This is a genomic window from Caballeronia sp. BR00000012568055 (genome assembly GCF_029439455.1).
Lineage (GTDB): Bacteria > Pseudomonadota > Gammaproteobacteria > Burkholderiales > Burkholderiaceae > Caballeronia.
This window is the reverse complement of sequence record NZ_JAQFVG010000075.1, coordinates 23,890-40,832: the sequence shown is the minus strand read 5'-3', so window position 1 is coordinate 40,832 and position 16,943 is coordinate 23,890. Positions and strand designations below refer to the sequence as shown.

Annotated in this window: 18 protein-coding genes; 14 read left to right on the top strand and 4 right to left on the bottom strand. The window is 60.4% G+C overall.

What is annotated here, in order from left to right; genetic code table 11:
- Positions 1-183 precede the first annotated feature (183 nt).
- The 12 genes from P7F28_RS05035 to P7F28_RS04980 all read left to right on the top strand — a co-directional run bounded on the left by P7F28_RS05035 (position 184) and on the right by P7F28_RS04980 (position 10,672).
- Positions 184-576 carry a DnaJ family domain-containing protein gene (locus P7F28_RS05035; RefSeq protein ID WP_277183339.1) on the top strand — a complete coding sequence of 131 codons (393 nt, stop codon included), beginning with the start codon at positions 184-186 and terminating at the stop codon, positions 574-576.
- Positions 570-1,145 carry a tRNA adenosine(34) deaminase TadA gene (gene tadA, locus P7F28_RS05030; RefSeq protein WP_277183513.1) on the top strand — a complete coding sequence of 192 codons (576 nt, stop codon included), beginning with the start codon at positions 570-572 and terminating at the stop codon, positions 1,143-1,145. Before P7F28_RS05035 ends, tadA begins: the two co-directional genes overlap by 7 nt.
- Positions 1,142-2,065: a muramoyltetrapeptide carboxypeptidase gene (gene ldcA / locus P7F28_RS05025; protein WP_277183338.1), complete on the top strand. Its 924-nt coding sequence runs from the start codon at positions 1,142-1,144 to the stop codon at positions 2,063-2,065. Before tadA ends, ldcA begins: the two co-directional genes overlap by 4 nt.
- 297 nt (positions 2,066-2,362) lie before the next feature.
- The gene (locus P7F28_RS05020; protein ID WP_277183337.1) at positions 2,363-3,085 is read left to right on the top strand and encodes a GntR family transcriptional regulator; all 723 of its coding nucleotides are present in this window, start codon (positions 2,363-2,365) and stop codon (positions 3,083-3,085) included.
- 337 nt (positions 3,086-3,422) lie between these two features.
- Positions 3,423-4,916, top strand: a complete 1,494-nt coding sequence (locus P7F28_RS05015) for an NCS1 family nucleobase:cation symporter-1 (RefSeq protein ID WP_277183336.1) — start codon at positions 3,423-3,425, stop codon at positions 4,914-4,916.
- Between the two features lie 43 nt (positions 4,917-4,959).
- The gene (locus tag P7F28_RS05010) at positions 4,960-5,694 is read left to right on the top strand and encodes an aspartate/glutamate racemase family protein (RefSeq protein ID WP_277183335.1); all 735 of its coding nucleotides are present in this window, start codon (positions 4,960-4,962) and stop codon (positions 5,692-5,694) included.
- 124 nt (positions 5,695-5,818) lie between these two features.
- Positions 5,819-6,778: an allantoinase PuuE gene (puuE, locus tag P7F28_RS05005; protein WP_277183334.1), complete on the top strand. Its 960-nt coding sequence runs from the start codon at positions 5,819-5,821 to the stop codon at positions 6,776-6,778.
- Positions 6,775-7,296: a 2-oxo-4-hydroxy-4-carboxy-5-ureidoimidazoline decarboxylase gene (gene uraD, locus P7F28_RS05000; RefSeq protein ID WP_277183333.1), complete on the top strand. Its 522-nt coding sequence runs from the start codon at positions 6,775-6,777 to the stop codon at positions 7,294-7,296. Before puuE ends, uraD begins: the two co-directional genes overlap by 4 nt.
- Positions 7,297-7,332: 36 nt before the next feature.
- Positions 7,333-8,343, top strand: a complete 1,011-nt coding sequence (gene alc, locus P7F28_RS04995) for an allantoicase (protein ID WP_277183332.1) — start codon at positions 7,333-7,335, stop codon at positions 8,341-8,343.
- A complete protein-coding gene (locus tag P7F28_RS04990; protein ID WP_277183331.1) occupies positions 8,343-8,843 on the top strand; it encodes an ureidoglycolate lyase in 501 nt (166 codons plus the stop codon). The genes alc and P7F28_RS04990 overlap by 1 nt, the downstream gene beginning before the upstream one ends.
- A 106-nt stretch (positions 8,844-8,949) precedes the next feature.
- Entirely contained in the window at positions 8,950-9,954 is a 1,005-nt protein-coding gene (ltaE, locus tag P7F28_RS04985; RefSeq protein ID WP_277183330.1) for a low-specificity L-threonine aldolase, read from the top strand.
- Between the two features lie 16 nt (positions 9,955-9,970).
- On the top strand, positions 9,971-10,672 hold the full coding sequence (locus tag P7F28_RS04980; RefSeq protein WP_277183329.1) for a UPF0149 family protein: 702 nt from the start codon (positions 9,971-9,973) through the stop codon (positions 10,670-10,672).
- Between the two features lie 65 nt (positions 10,673-10,737).
- On the opposite strand, the gene P7F28_RS04975 is transcribed toward P7F28_RS04980, so the two are convergent.
- On the bottom strand, positions 10,738-11,931 hold the full coding sequence (locus P7F28_RS04975) for a urate hydroxylase PuuD (protein WP_277183328.1): 1,194 nt from the start codon (positions 11,929-11,931) through the stop codon (positions 10,738-10,740).
- 51 nt (positions 11,932-11,982) lie between these two features.
- The gene (gene uraH / locus P7F28_RS04970; protein ID WP_277183327.1) at positions 11,983-12,336 is read right to left on the bottom strand and encodes a hydroxyisourate hydrolase; all 354 of its coding nucleotides are present in this window, start codon (positions 12,334-12,336) and stop codon (positions 11,983-11,985) included.
- A 461-nt stretch (positions 12,337-12,797) separates the two neighbouring features.
- Here uraH and P7F28_RS04965 point away from each other — a divergent pair, with 461 nt between their 5' ends.
- A complete protein-coding gene (locus P7F28_RS04965; RefSeq protein ID WP_277183326.1) occupies positions 12,798-14,156 on the top strand; it encodes an 8-oxoguanine deaminase in 1,359 nt (452 codons plus the stop codon).
- 3 nt (positions 14,157-14,159) lie between these two features.
- Here the strand turns inward: P7F28_RS04965 and P7F28_RS04960 are convergent, their stop codons facing one another.
- Together P7F28_RS04960 and P7F28_RS04955 are read right to left on the bottom strand one after the other, a co-directional pair.
- Positions 14,160-15,092: a LysR substrate-binding domain-containing protein gene (locus P7F28_RS04960; protein WP_277183325.1), complete on the bottom strand. Its 933-nt coding sequence runs from the start codon at positions 15,090-15,092 to the stop codon at positions 14,160-14,162.
- On the bottom strand, positions 15,089-15,352 hold the full coding sequence (locus tag P7F28_RS04955; RefSeq protein WP_277183324.1) for a hypothetical protein: 264 nt from the start codon (positions 15,350-15,352) through the stop codon (positions 15,089-15,091). Before P7F28_RS04955 ends, P7F28_RS04960 begins: the two co-directional genes overlap by 4 nt.
- 11 nt (positions 15,353-15,363) lie before the next feature.
- Between P7F28_RS04955 and P7F28_RS04950 the strand changes: the two genes are divergently transcribed.
- Complete coding sequence (locus P7F28_RS04950; RefSeq protein WP_277183323.1) at positions 15,364-16,935, top strand: ABC transporter ATP-binding protein; 1,572 nt, start codon at positions 15,364-15,366, stop codon at positions 16,933-16,935.
- Positions 16,936-16,943: the final 8 nt, after the last annotated feature.

Below are 16,943 nucleotides of genomic sequence, written 5' to 3'. Positions count from 1 at the left end.
ACCATGTGTTTCGAACATTGCAGAAAGGCTGCTGAGCGGCCGCTGTTAGAATAGAGACAAGAGTGTCGAGACGTGCCGAACACGCGTTTATCTGCGTTATTCCGGCTGCCCCCGACTTCAGGCTAACCAACGGAAATCGTGCCAGACCGCTCCCATTTTTGCGGAGGGCGGTCGCTATCCCCGATGAAATTGCTAGATGCTTTAGTCGAACAGCGGATCAACGAAGCCGCCACACGCGGTGAGTTCAGAAATCTGCCAGGCGCGGGAAAACCGCTCGAATTCGACGACGATGTCCTCGTGCCCGAGGAAGTACGCGTCGCCAATCGCATACTCAAGAACGCGGGTTTCGTCCCGCCTGCCGTCGAGCAGCTTCGCGCCTTGCGAGGTTTGCAGGACGAACTGGACCGCGTTTCCGATCCCGCTACGCGCTGTCAAATCCAGGCAAAAATGCTTGCGCTCGATATGGCGCTCGAATCGCTGCGCGGTGGATGTTGTGTGCCGCATGAGTATCGGCGGCGCATTGCGGAGCGGCTGACGGAGCGTGCGCAGACGCGCGCGGAGCCGGATCTATCTTGACGCCGCACGACCCGCCTTCCGGCGTAGTTCCAGAATCCCCCCTTGTAGCCAAGCGCGACCGCCGTTTCATGGCGCTCGCGCAGCTTGCCGCCGACGAAGCGCGTCGCGCGGGCGAAGTGCCCGTAGGCGCAGTCCTCGTGCTCGGCGATGAAGTCATCGCCACCGGTTTCAATCATCCGATCCGCGGACACGATCCCTCCGCGCACGCCGAAATGGCCGCGCTTCGCGATGCCGCGCAGAAGCTGCAAAACTACCGCTTGCCCGGCTGCGAACTCTACGTCACGCTCGAACCCTGCCTGATGTGCGCGGGCGCGATCATGCACGCGCGCATCTCGCGCGTTGTCTATGGCGCCGCCGATCCGAAAACCGGCGCTTGCGGCAGCGTGGTCGATGCCTTCGCCAATCCGCAGTTGAATCATCACACCGCGGTGACGGGCGGCGTGCTGGCAGACGAATGCAGTCATTCGCTGAAGAATTTCTTCGCCGAACGCCGCCGTCTGGCGCGCGAAGAACGCGATGCGCGCCGCTTGCGTGAAGCCGCCGAATCCACGCCCAAAAAACAAACGTGAAATCACGCACCATCGAACTCGTTGCGCCTTCCGGCTATCCGGCCGATCCGTCCGCCGTCGATCGTGGTCTGCTGCGCCTGCGCAGTGAAGGCCACCAACTCGATAACGTCGAGGCGACGCGCCGCCGCTTCCAGCGCTTCGGCGGCACCGATGCCGAACGTGCCGCCGACCTCAACCGTCTCGCCGATCCGTCGCGCCGTTTGCCGGATATCGTGCTCGCCGTGCGCGGCGGATATGGCGCGTCGCGCATTCTGCATGGGCTGGACTATCGTGGCTTGCAGCGGCGTCTGACCGATCAGCCTATCGCCATCGTCGGACATAGCGATTTCACGGCGATCCAATGCGCTTTGTTCGCGCAAGCCGGCCTGAAAACCTTCGGCGGCCCGATGTTCGCCGGCGATTTCGGCGCGGAAGAGGTGAGCGCGTTCACCATGCGCCATTTCTGGCAAGCGATTACGCATTCGAGCCTGACCGTCACGAGCAAAACCCCGCAACGCCAATCGGTCGATGCGCGCGGCATGCTCTGGGGCGGCAATCTGGCGATGCTGGCATCGCTGGTCGGCACGCCGTATCTGCCGCCGGTCGAGGGCGGCATTCTGTTTATCGAAGATGTGAACGAGCATCCGTTCCGCATCGAGCGGATGCTGTATCAGTTGCATCAGGCGGGCGTGCTCGGCCGTCAGCAAGCCGTGCTGATGGGCGATTTCATGGGTGGACGTCTCATCGAATACGACAACGGCTATTCGCTCGATGCGACCATCGAGCAGATTCGGAACGTGACGGGCATTCCTATTGTCACGGGTTTGCAGTTCGGGCATATCGATGACCTGCTGACGCTGCCTTTCGGTGCATCCGCGCACCTTGTCGCGAACGAGCAGGGTTTTACGTTGAGCGTGACCGATTACCCGCATCTGGCTTGAGTTTGACGGAAGGCGCTGATCCTGAAGCGCCTTTTTTTGAATACAATTTAGCAACTAACGGTCTGCTTTTGCACCATCTATTGAAGGTAGATGCACCGCGTCGCAGCACAAGATTGTCAACAAAAAGGTGCGGGCAATGCTGACAAAAAGTCGATGAATGGCCGTTATTCCTTATTGGCATTGGCCTCCAAGCCGATGCATCATCGGAAAAACGGCCATTCCGCGCCAATCTTTAAATTGAATTGTTGACAATCTTTATGTCGATTCTAAGATGGTCAACATGCAAGCGAGCACATCATGTTCGAACCCAATGCGAGTGCAGCATCAGCAGCCAATGCCGAGTCGATCGCCGAGAACATCCGCGCCGCGATCCTCGAGCATCGGCTTGCACCGGGAGCCAAGCTGACCGAAGCGCAACTCTGCGAAGTGTTCGCGGTGAAGCGCGGCACGGTGCGCCACGCGCTCGCGCAACTCTCGAATGAGCGATTGGTCGATCTGGAGCCGAATCGCGGGGCGTTCGTGGCGAGTCCATCGCTGCAGGAAGTGCATGAAGTGTTCGAGATGCGCCGCATCATCGAATTGGCGGTGGTGGAAAGGATTGCGCTGGGACATGGAACGCGCCGGCTGAAATCGATCAGCGCGACGATCGGCAAAGAGCGCCGCGCATACGAGAGCCACGATTTTTCTGCATGGATTCGGCTGTCGGGCGAGTTTCATACCGAGCTTGCATCGCTGACGGGCAATACGGTGTTGTGCGATTGCCTGTCCGGACTGGTAGCACGATCGACGCTGATTTCGGCGCTGTATGAATCGCTCGGACGCAGTTCGTGTTCGTTCGAAGATCACGAAGCCATCCTCGCTGCGCTCGATTCCGGCGATGCCGCCCAGGCAGCGGATTTAATGGCGCAACATCTGCGCGATGTCGAATTGAAGATGCTGGAGCGGCCCGCACGCGGCGCCGTCGATCTGAAAGAAGTATTCGCAAGACCCGGCGAGCGCGAGAAAGTGCTCGACGAGTGAATCAAAGCGTAAAGAAATAAAGCAAGCCTAACTAAATCGGAGACCGTGCCCCGCGATACACCGCCGGGCACGTGGACAGACGCACGCGCAGACGGTGTGGAAACAGCGCGCAGCGTGCGCAGCACTGAATCAGCGCTCATGAGAGCGTGAACTGAAAACCGCCGTGCGGCGGGCGTTCGGGCATTCGCTCGCGCGCTCTTTGCAGCAAGCCGCAGGTGAAACGCAAATCCAAAGAATGCCGCGCTGGAACATCAGCGAAAGGTATCGATTGACGCCGCTCGTCAACCCAAGCATTTGCAGCCTTTTCATCACGCAAGCCGCCTTTCAAGGAGTCGTCATGGCCCAGTTCAGTGCGTCCGGCAGCTCAGCTCTGCCGCAATATGAGGATGATTCATCAGGACACGAAGCCGGCCTGCCCGCCGGCTACAGTGACCGTTTGTATAACGAGGACCTCGCCCCGCTCAAGCATCAAACCTGGGGCGCGTACAACATTTTCGCGTTCTGGATGTCCGATGTGCACAGCGTCGGCGGATATGTGTTCGCGGGGAGTTTGTTCGCGCTCGGTCTCACCAGTTGGCAAGTGCTGATCTCGCTGTTGATCGGTATCGGCTTAGTGAATCTGTTGTGCAATCTCATCGCCAAGCCGAGTCAGGTGGCGGGCGTGCCGTATCCGGTGGCGTGCCGCGCGACTTTCGGTGTGCTCGGCGCGAATATTCCTGCGGTGATTCGCGGTTTGATCGCGGTCGCGTGGTACGGCATTCAGACGTATCTCGCATCGAGTGCGCTGGTGATCGTCGTGCTCAAGTTCGTGCCTTCGCTGATGCCTTACGCGGATGTGCATCGATATGGCTTCGTCGGCTTGTCGGCGCTCGGCTGGGCGGGCTTCATGCTGCTGTGGGTGTTGCAGGCCGTGGTGTTCTGGCGCGGCATGGAGATGATCAAGAAGTTCATCGACTTTGCTGGTCCCGCCGTGTACGTGGTGATGTTCATGCTGGCCGGTTATATGGTCTGGCGTGCAGGAATCCAGAATATCGGTATCAATCTGGGCGGCGTGAAGTATCACGGCATGGAAGTAATTCCGGTGATGATTACAGCCATCTCGCTCGTGGTGTCGTATTTCTCCGGTCCGATGCTGAACTTCGGCGACTTCTCGCGCTACGGCAAGAGCTTCCGCAGCGTCAAGCGCGGCAATTTCTGGGGTCTGCCGGTCAACTTTCTCGCGTTCTCGCTGGTGACGGTTATTACGACCGCTGCAACGCTGCCGGTGTTCGGACAACTGATTACCGATCCGGTTGAAACCGTCGGCCGTATCGATCATCCGACTGCGGTGATTCTCGGCGCGCTGACCTTCACGATTGCGACGATCGGTATCAATATTGTGGCGAACTTCGTGTCGCCGGCGTTCGACTTCTCCAACGTCGCACCGAAGCTGATTAGCTGGCGCATGGGCGGCATGCTGGCGGCGGTTGCATCGATCTTTATCACGCCGTGGAACCTGTTCAACAACCCGGCCGTGATTCACTACACGCTGGATATTCTCGGCAGCTTTATCGGACCGTTGTATGGCGTGCTGATTCTCGACTTCTATCTCGTGAAGCGCGGCAAGCTGGTGGTCGATGATCTGTACACCGTGTCGGAAAGCGGCAAGTATTGGTATGCGAAGGGCGTGAACTGGCGTGCGGTGATGGCGCTGCTGCCCGCCGCCGTGATCGCGATTCTCTGCGTGATGATTCCGTCGCTCGAAGCTGCTGCGAACTTCTCGTGGTTCATCGGTGCGGGACTGGGCGCGGTGTTTTATCTGGTGCTGGCGGATCGCAAGCGCGCAGTGTGAAGGCTTGGAAAGAACCTGAGAGATAAGCAGTAAGGAGACAGCAATGCGCATCAAACTGATCAACCCAAACACCACGCAACGCATGACGGACTCGATGGCGCGTTGCGCGCGTGAAGTCGCCGCGCCCGGCACGGAAATCATCGCAGTGAGCCCGACGATGGGCCCGCCGTCCATCGAAGGCTATTACGACGAAGCGATTGCATCGCTCGGGCTGTTGGCGGAAGTGGCGGCGGGCGAGAAACAGGGTATCGACGGCTACGTGATCGCGTGTTTCGGCGATCCGGCCTTGTACGCCGCGCGGGAACTGGCGCACGGGCCGGTGATCGGCATCGCGGAAGCGGCGATGCATGCGGCGAGCGTGATCGCGCCGGGATTTTCCGTCGTGACCACCTTACAACGCACTGTCGGTATGGCGTGGCATCTGGCGGAGCGATACGGCATGTCGCGTTTCTGCAAGAACGTCCGTGCTACTGACGTTCCCGTGCTCGAACTCGACGAACCCGGTTCCGCCGCACGTCAGACGATCATCGACGAATGCAAACGCGCGCTCGATGAAGACGGTTCGGACGCGATCGTGCTCGGCTGCGCGGGCATGGCGGAATTCTGCTTCGAAGTGGAGCAGGCGATCGGCGCGCCCGTGGTGGAAGGCGTGACCGCAGCGGTGAAATGGGCCGAAGCGCTGGTCGCGCTGAAGCTGCACACGGCGAAACGTGGCGATTACGCCCGCCCGCTGGCGAAACGATACGACGGCGTGCTCACCGATTTCAGCCCGCGCTGAGCAAAATATTGCGATGCACATACACCTGACGTGACCCGGATTATCCGTGCTGCTGTATGGGCGCGTCAGGTCGTTTTCGCTACACTGAATCGTCGACAATCCGTCGTTCCGAACGCTCGAAACCATGTCACTCGATCCGAACTATCCCCGCGACCTGATCGGCTACGGCCGTCATCCTGTACAGGCCAACTGGCCGGGACGCGCGCGCGTCGCCGTGCAATTCGTGCTCAATTACGAAGAGGGCGGCGAAAACTGCGTGCTGCACGGCGATCCCGGCTCCGAGCAGTTTCTGTCGGAAATCGTGGGCGCGGCGGCGTATCCGTCGCGTCACATGAGCATGGAATCGATCTACGAATACGGCTCGCGCGCTGGCGTGTGGCGCATTCTGCGCGAGTTCGAAAAGCGCGGTCTGCCGATGACCATTTTCGGCGTCGGCATGGCGATGGAGCGGCATCCGGAACTGTCGAAGGCGTTCGTCGAGCTGGGTCACGAGATCGCGTGCCACGGCTATCGATGGATTCACTATCAGGACATGTCGCCGGAGAAGGAAGCGGAACACATGCGCCTGGGCATGGAAGCCATTGAACGCGTGACGGGCGTGCGGCCGCTGGGCTGGTACACCGGGCGCGACAGCCCGAACACGCATCGGCTGGTGGCGGAATACGGCGGCTTTCTCTACGACTCCGATTACTACGGCGACGACCTGCCGTTCTGGACCGAAGTGGAAACGTCGGGCGGCGAAAAGAGACCGCATCTGATCGTCCCGTACACGCTCGATACCAACGATATGCGTTTTGCCACGCCGCAAGGTTTCAACACCGGCGAGCATTTCTTCCAGTACCTGAAAGACGCGTTCGACGTGCTCTACGAAGAAGGCGACGAAGCGCCGAAGATGCTGTCCATCGGCATGCACTGCCGTCTGCTCGGACGTCCGGGACGCTTCCGTGGCTTGCAGAAGTTTCTCGATCATATCGAGCAGCATGATCGCGTATGGGTGACGCGTCGCGTGGATATCGCGCGGCACTGGCGCGAGCAGCATCCCTTCCAGACAGCGCAAAAATCGAATAACGGGACGGCGGCATGAAAGCGATGCAATACACACTCGACCAACTCAATTCTCTGCCCACGGAAACCTTCGTGACCGTGCTTGCGGGCATCTTCGAACACTCGCCGTGGGTGCCGGAAGCAGCGGCGGCGCAACGTCCGTTTGCAAGCATCGACGAACTGCATGCGGCGATGTCGCGCATCGTCGAACAAGCGGGCGATGAGAAGCAACTCGCGCTGATCAACGCTCACCCGGAACTTGCGGGCAAGGCAGCGGTGCGCGGCGAACTCACCGCCGAATCCACGCGCGAACAAAGCGGCGCGGGCCTCAATCTCTGCACGCAGGAAGAGTTCGATCACCTGCAATCGCTCAACACGCAATACCGCGAGAAATTCGGCTTTCCGTTCATTCTCGCCGTGCGCGGCTACGACCGTCACGGCATCATCGCGAACTTTGAAAAGCGCGTGAATCACGACCGCGCCGAAGAACTTCGCACCAGTCTCGATCAGATTTACCGGATCGCGGGCTTCAGATTGAATGATCTGATTCACGCTTGATCCGCTTTGCAACGTAACGACTAAAGGACGAAGACCATGGCAATTCCGACACTCGACCCCAACGCGCCCGAATTCACGCGCCGCTATGTGAATCTCGCGGATCCGCGTCTGGGCGCGCAGGCACTCGAGACCAGCGACGATTTCTTCGCGCCGAAGGAACGCATGCTGAACCCGGAACCGGCCGTGTTCATCCCCGGCAAGTACGACGATCACGGCAAGTGGATGGACGGCTGGGAAACGCGCCGCAAGCGCGTGACGGGCTATGACTGGTGCATCGTCAAGCTGGCGCGTCCGGGCGTGATCAAGGGTATCGACGTCGATACGAGCCACTTCACCGGCAATTTCCCGCCGGCGGCATCGATCGAAGGCGCGCATGTGGTAGAAGGCGCGCCGAATCAATCGACGCAATGGACCGAAATCGTTCCGTCCACCACGCTGCAAGGCAATAGCCATCACTATCTGGAAGTCGGCGCGGAACAGCCGTTCACGCATCTGCGCGTGAATATCTATCCGGATGGCGGGATCGCGCGTCTGCGTGTGTATGGTCAGCCGCAACTCGACTGGCGCAACGCCGACAAGAACACGCTGGTCGATCTCGGCGCGATGGAAAACGGCGCGTATATGGTCGGCACGAACAACCAGCACTTCGGGTTGGCATCGACCATTCTGATGCCGGGCCGTGGCGTGAACATGGGCGATGGCTGGGAAACGCGCCGCCGCCGCGAACCGGGCAACGACTGGTGTATCGTGGCGCTGGCGCAGCCGGGCATCATCAAGAAAGTGGAAGTGGATACTGCGCACTTCAAGGGCAATTTCCCCGATCGATGCTCGCTGCAAGCTGCATACGTGAAGGGCGGTACGGACAGCTCGCTGATCACGCAAGCCATGTTCTGGCCGGTTCTGCTCGGCGAACAAAAGCTGCAAATGGACAAGCAGTTTTTCTTCGAGAAGGAAGTGGAATCTCTCGGTCCGGTGACACACGTGCGCTTCAATATTTACCCCGACGGCGGCGTCTCGCGCCTTCGTCTTTTCGGAACGCTCGCATAATGAAAAAGCTCGCCATCGAACCGCTGACGCGCGCTGCATTCAAGCCTTATGGCGATGTCATCGAACTCGATGGCGCGAAGCAGATTCCCATCAACCTCGGCACGACAATGCGCTTTCACGATCTGTGCAACGTCGATGTGACGGACCAGGGCGGTCATACGCTCGTCAATCTGTTTCGCGGCCAGCCGCGCGTGCTGCCGTATGAATGCAAGATGATGGAGCGGCATCCGCTGGGTTCGCAGGCTTTTTTGCCGCTCGATGACCGGCAATATCTCGTCGTCGTCGCGCCTGCTGGTGATCTCGACGAATCGCAGATTCGGGCGTTTGTCACGAGTGGCTGGCAGGGCGTGAATTACGCGAAGGGCGTCTGGCATCATCCTTTGCTGGCGTTGGGCAAGGTGAGCGATTTCATCGTCGTGGATCGCGGCGGTGAAGGGAAGAATCTGAACGAGCAGGATCTGAAGGAAACGCTCTGGCTGACGGAAGACGCGTTGCGTTGAGGCGTTCAGTCAGGCTGTGAGAAGGACCGGCGCGAGTAGTTCTTCGGCCGGTCCTTTTTTATGGCGTTAAGATATCAGGCTCCTTCACGACCAGCCTTTCTTAACGATGATCGATCTGCGCAGCGACACCGTCACCCGTCCCAGCCCGTCCATGCTCGCCGCCATGACGGCCGCCGAAACCGGCGACGACGTCTGGGGCGACGATCCCACGGTTCTGAAACTTCAGGCCACGCTCGCCGAACGTACAGGCAAGGAAGCGGGCCTGTTTTTCCCGAGCGGCACGCAAAGCAATCTCGCCGCGCTGATGGCGCATTGCGCGCGCGGTGATGAATACATCGTCGGGCAGCACGCTCACACGTACAAATACGAAGGCGGCGGCGCAGCCGTGCTCGGCAGCATTCAGCCACAGCCGATCGAAAACGCCGCGGACGGCTCGTTGCCGCTGGAAAAAATCGCCGCCGCGATCAAGCCAATCGATAACCACTTCGCGCGTTCGAAGCTGCTCGCGCTGGAGAACACCATCGGCGGGAAGGTGTTGCCGGCGTCGTATGTCGTGGAGGCGACGAAGCTTGCGCGCGATCGCGGTCTCTCCGCGCATCTCGATGGCGCGCGCGTGTTCAACGCGGCGGTGGCATCGGATAAGCCGGTGTCGGCGTTGTGTGCGCCGTTCGACAGCGTGTCGATCTGCTTTTCCAAAGGTTTGGGCGCGCCCGTTGGTTCGGTGCTGGTCGGATCGAAAGCGCTGATCGACGTGGCATCGCGGTGGCGCAAGGTGTTGGGCGGCGGCATGCGGCAATCGGGCGTGCTGGCGGCGGCTTGTCTGCACGCGCTGGATCATCATGTCGATGGACTCGCTCAGGATCACGACAACGCCGCGCGCCTCGCCGATGGCCTCAAGCAAATCGACCAGATCAAAGTGTTGTCGCACGCGACGAACATGGTTTTCGTCGAGATTCCGCAGGCGCAATGCGCGCCGCTCGAAGCGTCTCTGAAGGAGCGAGGCATTCTCACGCAGATGCTCTATGCATCGCGCTTCGTGACGCATCGGGATGTATCGCGCGAGGATATCGATACGTTCGTGCGCGCGGTGAAGGATTTTTTTGCGCGGTGACGCATCGGGAACAAGCATGAACCAACCTCAACTCAACGACCGGCTTTCCGAAGCAGAACTCGATCGCCTCAACGGATTTCTGGAATCGCTCGAAGACGGCATCGCAAACGTCGAAATGCTGGACGGTTTCTTTACTGCCTTGATTTCCGGCCCTGAGCTTGTACCGATGAGCGAAGTCCTGCCGGAAGTCTGGGGCGAAAACTTCGTGTTCGAGAGCGAAGCGCAGGCGACGGAGATAGCGGAACTCGTCATGCGTCACTGGAATTCCGTCGCGAGGGCTTTGCTGATTTCGATGCAAGATCCGGACAACTGCGAACCGGTTCTCTTCGAAGACGAAGACGGCTTTGTGCCCGGCAATCTATGGGCGTGCGGTTTCATGTGGGGCGTCGAAATGCGCCGCGAGCAGTGGGAGCCGCTCATGGACGATGAAGAGACCGCCTGGGCGCTCACGCCCATGCTGATGCTGACTCACGAGCATGATCCCGATCTTGAATTGCGCCCGCCCGCCATCAAAGACTATAGGCGCGGGGAACTCATCGACGACATGATCACGGCGGCGCTGGCCATTTACCGTTACTTCGAACCGCAACGCCGCGAAGTCGTCGCGCCGATACGGCGCGAGGGCGTGAAAGTCGGCCGCAACGATCCGTGTCCTTGTGGCAGCGGGCGAAAGTTCAAGCAGTGTTGTGGATCAGGTACGCCGAAGCAGTTGCATTGAGCCATCGCCATAAAAAATGCCCGCTAAACTTCAGCGGGCATTTTCTTATCCAACGACGATTGCGCTTACTCCACCGCGCCACCGTTGAACCACGCAGCAACCTTCTGCCGTTCCGCGTCCGTCATTTGCGTGACATTGCCGAGCGGCATCGCTTTGAGCGTGACGGCTTGCTGATTGACACGCTGCGCGTTCTGCTTGATCTCCGCCGCGGTATCGAGCAACACACCGGCGGGCGCGCTGCCCATCATCGTCGGATGCGCGGAGTGACACACGGCGCAGCGTTGCTGGATGATCGGCTGAATGTCGGCGACTTTGATGGCGGGTGCGCCGGCAGCTTGCGCGACCGGAACCGAAGGCGCGGGCATCGTCCAGGCAAAAGCGCCGAGCACGAGCACGAGACCTGCCACCGGCATGTACCACAGCACCTGACCGCGATGGCGCATGACGAAGAACTGACGGATCAGCGCGCCGGCCAGCATGATGAGCACGAGGATCACCCAGTTGTACTTGTGCGTGTACGTCATCGCGTAGTGGTTCGACAGCATCGCGAACACCACCGGCAGCGTGAAGTACGTGTTGTGCACCGAGCGCTGCTTGCCGCGCTTGCCGTAGATGGCGTTCGGCGTCTCGCCCTTGAGCATCGCGGCGACCACTTTGCGCTGACCGGGAATGATCACGAAGAACACGTTCGCCGACATGATCGTCGCGATCATCGCGCCGGTAATCAGGTATGCCGCGCGGCCCGCGAACACGTGACACGCGATGAACGCCGCGATCAGCACGTAAATGCCCACGCAAATGCCAAGCAGCTTGTCGTTGGTGCCGAACACGCGGCACAGCGTGTCGTAGACGATCCAGCCCGCCATCAGGAAGCCGAGCGCGGCGGATACCGCCACGACAGGACCCATATCCAGCACGCTTTTATCGATCAGATACGTGCTCGGGGAAAGCAGATACAGCACGAAGAACAGACCGAAGCCGGACATCCACGTGGTGTACGACGGCCAGAACGACCAGTGCAGATGCTCGGGCATATCGGACGGTGCGACCGAATACTTCTGCATGTGATAAAACCCGCCGCCGTGAACGTGCCAGAAATCGCCGAACACGCCGCGTCGACGCGCGTTCGGGTCCGTGGGCGGTTTCAGACTGTTATCCAGTGCTACGAAATAGAACGATTCGCCGATCCACGCGATCGCGACAATGACGTGCAGACAGCGCAACGCCAGATTGAGCCAGTCAGTGACAAAGCCTTCCATGTACTCCTCCGACCTACCGATTCGTTATGTGCTTGTGGGGTTCGCGCAGTCTCAGCTGCCGCGATATGTGCTGTACGCCCAAGGGGAAACGAGCAGCGGCACGTGATAATGCGACGCCGCATCCGCGATCCCGAAGCGCAGCACCACGCGATCGACGAAGCGCGGCTCCGGCACCTTCACGCCGATGGCAGCGAAGTAATCGCCTGCGTGAAACACCAGTTCGTATTCGCCGGTTTCGAAGTCGGCGCCGTCGAGCAGGGGTGCATCGGCGCGGCCGTCGTCGTTGGTGTGGATGGTTTTGATCGCGCGGCGCGTGTCGCCATTGAGCGCGAACAGCTCGACTTTGAGATTCGCGCCGGGGCGGCCGTGCGCGGTGTCGAGGACGTGGGTGGTGGGCTTGCCCATTCGCAGTTTCCTTGAGTTGTGCGAGTTCCGGCTTCGCGCATCGATCCGAAATCCGCACGATGATGCTCGTGTGCGGCTGCGGCGGATCGAGGCTCCACGTCAGTGGCTACATACCCGTCGGCGTTTCAGATGCGCGCCGTGTACAGCATTGTAGAAATTCGAGACGCGATGTGCGGCCCCGATAGGAAAGATAATGCCGGACGCATGACAGCGCGCTGTAAGCCGTGTCCAAAGCCGCTTCCGGCGGGCCTTTCCGCTGCTTCCGGCGATGCTAACCGCGCCAAAATTCCCGAATATATTGCGGACGTGAAGCCGGGCATACCATCGGCGTGATTGCGCGCCAATTTTTGAATACGGAAAGTGACGGTGCGCGCAACATTTGCGCGCGTCCCGAAGACGGCATCGATGCCGGGTAACCGGGGTTCAATTGGTCACCTGTCACCCGTCTTCAGGAGAATTCGATGCAACGCACCTTGCTGGTCAAACACGCCCACACGCTGGTCACGATGGACGCGCAACGACGCGAAATCGCGGATGGCGGCCTGTATGTGGAAGGCAACCGCATCGTCGCGGTCGGTCCGACGAGCGAACTGCCGCAGACCGCCGACGAAGTGCTGGACATGCGCGGCCAGATCGTGATTCCCGGCCTCGTCAACACGCATCACCATATGTATCAGAGCCTGACGCGCGCGATTCCCGCTGCGCAAAACGCCGAGTTGTTCGGCTGGCTCACGAATCTGTACAAGATCTGGGCGCATCTGACGCCCGAGATGATCGCCGTATCGACGCAAACCGCGATGGCCGAACTGATGCTCTCCGGCTGCACGACATCGAGCGATCATCTGTATATCTATCCGAACGGCAGCCGGCTGGACGACAGCATCGGCGCGGCGCGCGAGATCGGCATGCGCTTTCATGCGGCGCGCGGCAGCATGAGCGTCGGACAGAAAGACGGCGGATTGCCGCCGGATTCGGTCGTCGAAAAGGAAGACGCGATTCTGAAGGACACGCAGCGCCTGATCGAAACGTACAACGACGAAGGCCGTTATTCGATGCTGCGCGTCGTGGTCGCGCCGTGCTCGCCGTTCTCGGTCAGCCGCGAATTGATGCGCGATGCGGCGATCCTCGCGCGTGAATATCGCGTGTCGATGCACACGCACCTGGCCGAAAACGTGAACGACGTGGCCTACAGCCGCGAGAAGTTCGGCATGACGCCCGCCGAATACGCGGAAGATCTGGGCTGGGTCGGACATGACGTGTGGCATGCGCATTGTGTGCAGCTCGACAAGCCGGGCATCGAACTGTTTGCGCGTACGGGAACGGGCGTGGCGCACTGTCCGTGCTCGAACATGCGCCTCGCGTCCGGCATCGCCCCGATTCGTGCGATGCGCGATGCAGGAGTGCCCGTTGGTTTAGGCGTGGACGGCTCCGCATCGAACGATGGCGCGCAGATGATCGGCGAAGCGCGGCAGGCTTTGTTGCTGCAACGCGTGGGCTTCGGTCCGGACGCGATGACGGCGCGCGAAGCGTTGGAAATCGCCACGTTAGGCGGCGCAAAAGTGCTCGATCGCGATGATATCGGCGCGCTCGCGCCGGGCATGGCAGCGGACTTCGTATCATTCGATCTGTCGCAGCCGGCGTTCGCGGGCGCATTGCACGATCCGGTCGCGGCGCTCGTGTTCTGCGCGCCGTCGCAAGTGACGACGAGCGTGATCGATGGGAAAGTGGTCGTGAAGGAAGGGCGGTTGACGACGGTGGATCTGAAGGCAGTCGTAGAGCGTCACAACCGGTTGGCAGGCGAACTCGCCAACCGGCGTTAAAGCTTAAGGCTGATCGATCAGCGAGCGCGTGGCCTCCGCAACGAGGCCGCGCAGCCAGCGGACTTCATCGGAGTAATGGCAGCGCTCGTGCCAAAGCTGGTAGTACTGCATCGGCGGGAAGTCGAGCGGTGCGGGCACGACCGACAAGGGCAGGAACTTCGCGTAGTGATCCGCAAACAGGCGCGTGGTCGTGAACACCAGATCGGACTTGATCAGCACGTACGGCGCAAGATTGAAGTACGGCAAGGTGACGACGACATGCCGCTTTAAACGCTCGCGCGCCAGATGCACATCGATGGCGCCGCGCTGGCCGACCGAATAAGGCGTCGGCGCGAGATGCGGTGCGTTGAGGTACTGATCGAGCGTCAGACCGCCGCGCTTGGCGAACGGATGCGTATTCGAAACAAGACACACGATCTTATCGACGAACAGATTCGACAGATGCAGTTGCTCCGGCGGTTCCGGCCAGTTGCCCACGACGATATCGAGCTTGCCGTCCTCCAGCGCAAGCTCGTAGTCGAACGCGGGACCGAGCGAATGAAACTCCAGCGTCGCATCGGGCGCGGCTTGGCGGAATCGTTCGACGACGGTCGGCACGAACAGCACGTTGAGGTAATCGGGACACCCGATGCGATAACACCGCACCGAAGTGGAAGGATCGAAATTGTGTTGCTGAACCTTGATACGTTCGATTTCACGCAGCGCGTTCTGCGTGGGTTCGAGCAGGCGCAGACCGTATTCGGTCGGCACCATGCCGGACTTGCCGCGCACGAGTAACGGGTCGCCGGTGATATCACGCAAACGGCGCAAGGCGGCGCTGATGGCCGGTTGCGATTGATTAAGCTTGACGGCCGCGCGCGTGACGCTGCGTTCCATCAGCAAGGTATGCAAGACGCGCAACAAGTACGTATCGATCGCCTCGCGTTGCTGACTCATGTTATCTCCACTATATGTTCTGGCTGATCGAGGCAGGTGCGCCACATATCATTTTTAATATGACGCAAAAATTTCGTCAAGGTGTGGGTTACCCGCAAATACTGGCTTGGCGAGATATGGCGCGGTATTTTGAGAGATCGACTTAGTGTGTCGAATTCTGTAAATTCTGCCCGCGATATGAGTTTGCGCGACATTTCGATGTCACGAGGCTCGTATGCGGTAACTTTTCCCAGCGCGGCCTGCTCGGTGGCTGCGCGCATCAAGTGAACTCATGGGCGACGCCATTCAAACGTCGATAACGCCACCGCGCCTGGCGTTGTCGGGCATCAGCAAGCAGTATCCGTCGGTCAAGGCGAACGACGGCGTGAATCTCGTCGTCATGCCGGGCGAAATCCACGCCGTGCTGGGCGAGGACGGCGCGGGCAAGTCCACGCTGATGAAGATCATCTACGGCGCGGTGCGGCCGGATGAAGGCGAAATCCGCTGGCAGGGCGAGGCCGTGGAAATCGGCAGCCCGGCGGCTGCGCGCAAGCTCGGCATCGGCATGGTGTTTCAGCATTTCTCGTTGTTTGAGACGCTGACTGTTGCTGAAAATATCGCGCTGGCGCTGGATGAAAAGTTCGATATCAAGACGCTGAGCAAGCGTATCCGCGAGGTATCGAAGGACTACGGGCTGGATGTCGATCCGCAGCGGCACGTGCATAGCCTCACCGTCGGTGAGCGGCAGCGCGTGGAAATCGTGCGCTGTCTTTTGCAGAATCCGCGTCTGCTCATCATGGATGAACCGACTTCGGTGCTCACGCCGCAAGCGGTCCAGAAGCTGTTCAAAGTGCTGCGGCGGCTCGCATCGGAAGGATGCAGCATTCTGTACATCAGCCATAAGCTCGACGAAATTCAATCGCTCTGCGAAAACGCCACGGTGATGCGCGGCGGCCGCGTGACCGGCAATGCCGATCCGCGCCGTGAAACGCATGCGTCGCTGGCGCAGATGATGGTCGGGCATTCGCTGCCGGATTACACGCGGCGCGAGCATCGGCCGGGCGAGGCGCGGCTGTCTGTGAAGAACCTGTCGGCGGCGAGTCCCGATCCGTTCGGCACGTCCCTGCAGAACGTATCGTTCGATGTCCACGCGGGCGAGATTTTCGGCATCGCGGGGGTATCGGGGAACGGGCAGGCGGAATTGCTCGCGGCCTTATCGGGCGAAATCCGCGATAAACACACGAATGCCGATGCCGTCACCATTTGCGGCAAACCCGCCGCGCGTCTCACCGCAGGCGGACGCAGACGGCTCGGTTTCGCGTTCGTGCCTGAAGAACGCCTCGGCCGTGGCGCAGTGCCGGCGATGTCGCTTGCCGATAACGGCTTGCTGACCGCGCATCGGGAAAACATGGTGCGCAGCGGCTGGATCAGATCGGGCACGGTGAAAGCCTTCGCTGACCGCTGCATCAAAGCCTTCGACGTGCGCTGCGGCGGCAGCGATGCACTCGCGCAAAGTCTCTCGGGCGGCAACTTGCAGAAGTTCATCGTTGGCCGCGAGATCTTGCAGGAGCCGAAGGTGCTGGTGGTCGCGCAGCCGACGTGGGGCGTCGATGTCGGCGCGGCGGGTTTCATCCGCCAGCAACTGCTCGATCTCGCCGCACGCGGCGTGGCGATTCTCGTGATCTCCGAAGAACTGGAAGAACTGTTCGATATCTGCGACCGGCTCGCCGTGATCGCGCGCGGCAAGCTCTCGCCGGTGCGCAAGACCAGCGAGACCAACGCAGAAGAAGTGGGCCTGTTCATGGCCGGGCTGTTCGATGGCAAACGCGCGCCCGCCGCCGAAACCGACACTCTCACAAAATAACTCGCACG

Coding starts and splice junctions, on each gene's coding strand:
- P7F28_RS05035 (WP_277183339.1), top strand. CDS start 184: ATGAAATTGCTAGATGCTTTAGTCGAACAGCGGATCAACGAAGCCGCC.
- P7F28_RS05020 (WP_277183337.1), top strand. CDS start 2,363: ATGTTCGAACCCAATGCGAGTGCAGCATCAGCAGCCAATGCCGAGTCG.
- P7F28_RS05015 (WP_277183336.1), top strand. CDS start 3,423: ATGGCCCAGTTCAGTGCGTCCGGCAGCTCAGCTCTGCCGCAATATGAG.
- P7F28_RS05010 (WP_277183335.1), top strand. CDS start 4,960: ATGCGCATCAAACTGATCAACCCAAACACCACGCAACGCATGACGGAC.
- puuE (WP_277183334.1), top strand. CDS start 5,819: ATGTCACTCGATCCGAACTATCCCCGCGACCTGATCGGCTACGGCCGT.
- uraD (WP_277183333.1), top strand. CDS start 6,775: ATGAAAGCGATGCAATACACACTCGACCAACTCAATTCTCTGCCCACG.
- alc (WP_277183332.1), top strand. CDS start 7,333: ATGGCAATTCCGACACTCGACCCCAACGCGCCCGAATTCACGCGCCGC.
- P7F28_RS04990 (WP_277183331.1), top strand. CDS start 8,343: ATGAAAAAGCTCGCCATCGAACCGCTGACGCGCGCTGCATTCAAGCCT.
- ltaE (WP_277183330.1), top strand. CDS start 8,950: ATGATCGATCTGCGCAGCGACACCGTCACCCGTCCCAGCCCGTCCATG.
- P7F28_RS04980 (WP_277183329.1), top strand. CDS start 9,971: ATGAACCAACCTCAACTCAACGACCGGCTTTCCGAAGCAGAACTCGAT.
- P7F28_RS04975 (WP_277183328.1), bottom strand. CDS start 11,931: ATGGAAGGCTTTGTCACTGACTGGCTCAATCTGGCGTTGCGCTGTCTG.
- uraH (WP_277183327.1), bottom strand. CDS start 12,336: ATGGGCAAGCCCACCACCCACGTCCTCGACACCGCGCACGGCCGCCCC.
- P7F28_RS04965 (WP_277183326.1), top strand. CDS start 12,798: ATGCAACGCACCTTGCTGGTCAAACACGCCCACACGCTGGTCACGATG.
- P7F28_RS04960 (WP_277183325.1), bottom strand. CDS start 15,092: ATGAGTCAGCAACGCGAGGCGATCGATACGTACTTGTTGCGCGTCTTG.
- P7F28_RS04955 (WP_277183324.1), bottom strand. CDS start 15,352: ATGCGCGCAGCCACCGAGCAGGCCGCGCTGGGAAAAGTTACCGCATAC.
- P7F28_RS04950 (WP_277183323.1), top strand. CDS start 15,364: ATGGGCGACGCCATTCAAACGTCGATAACGCCACCGCGCCTGGCGTTG.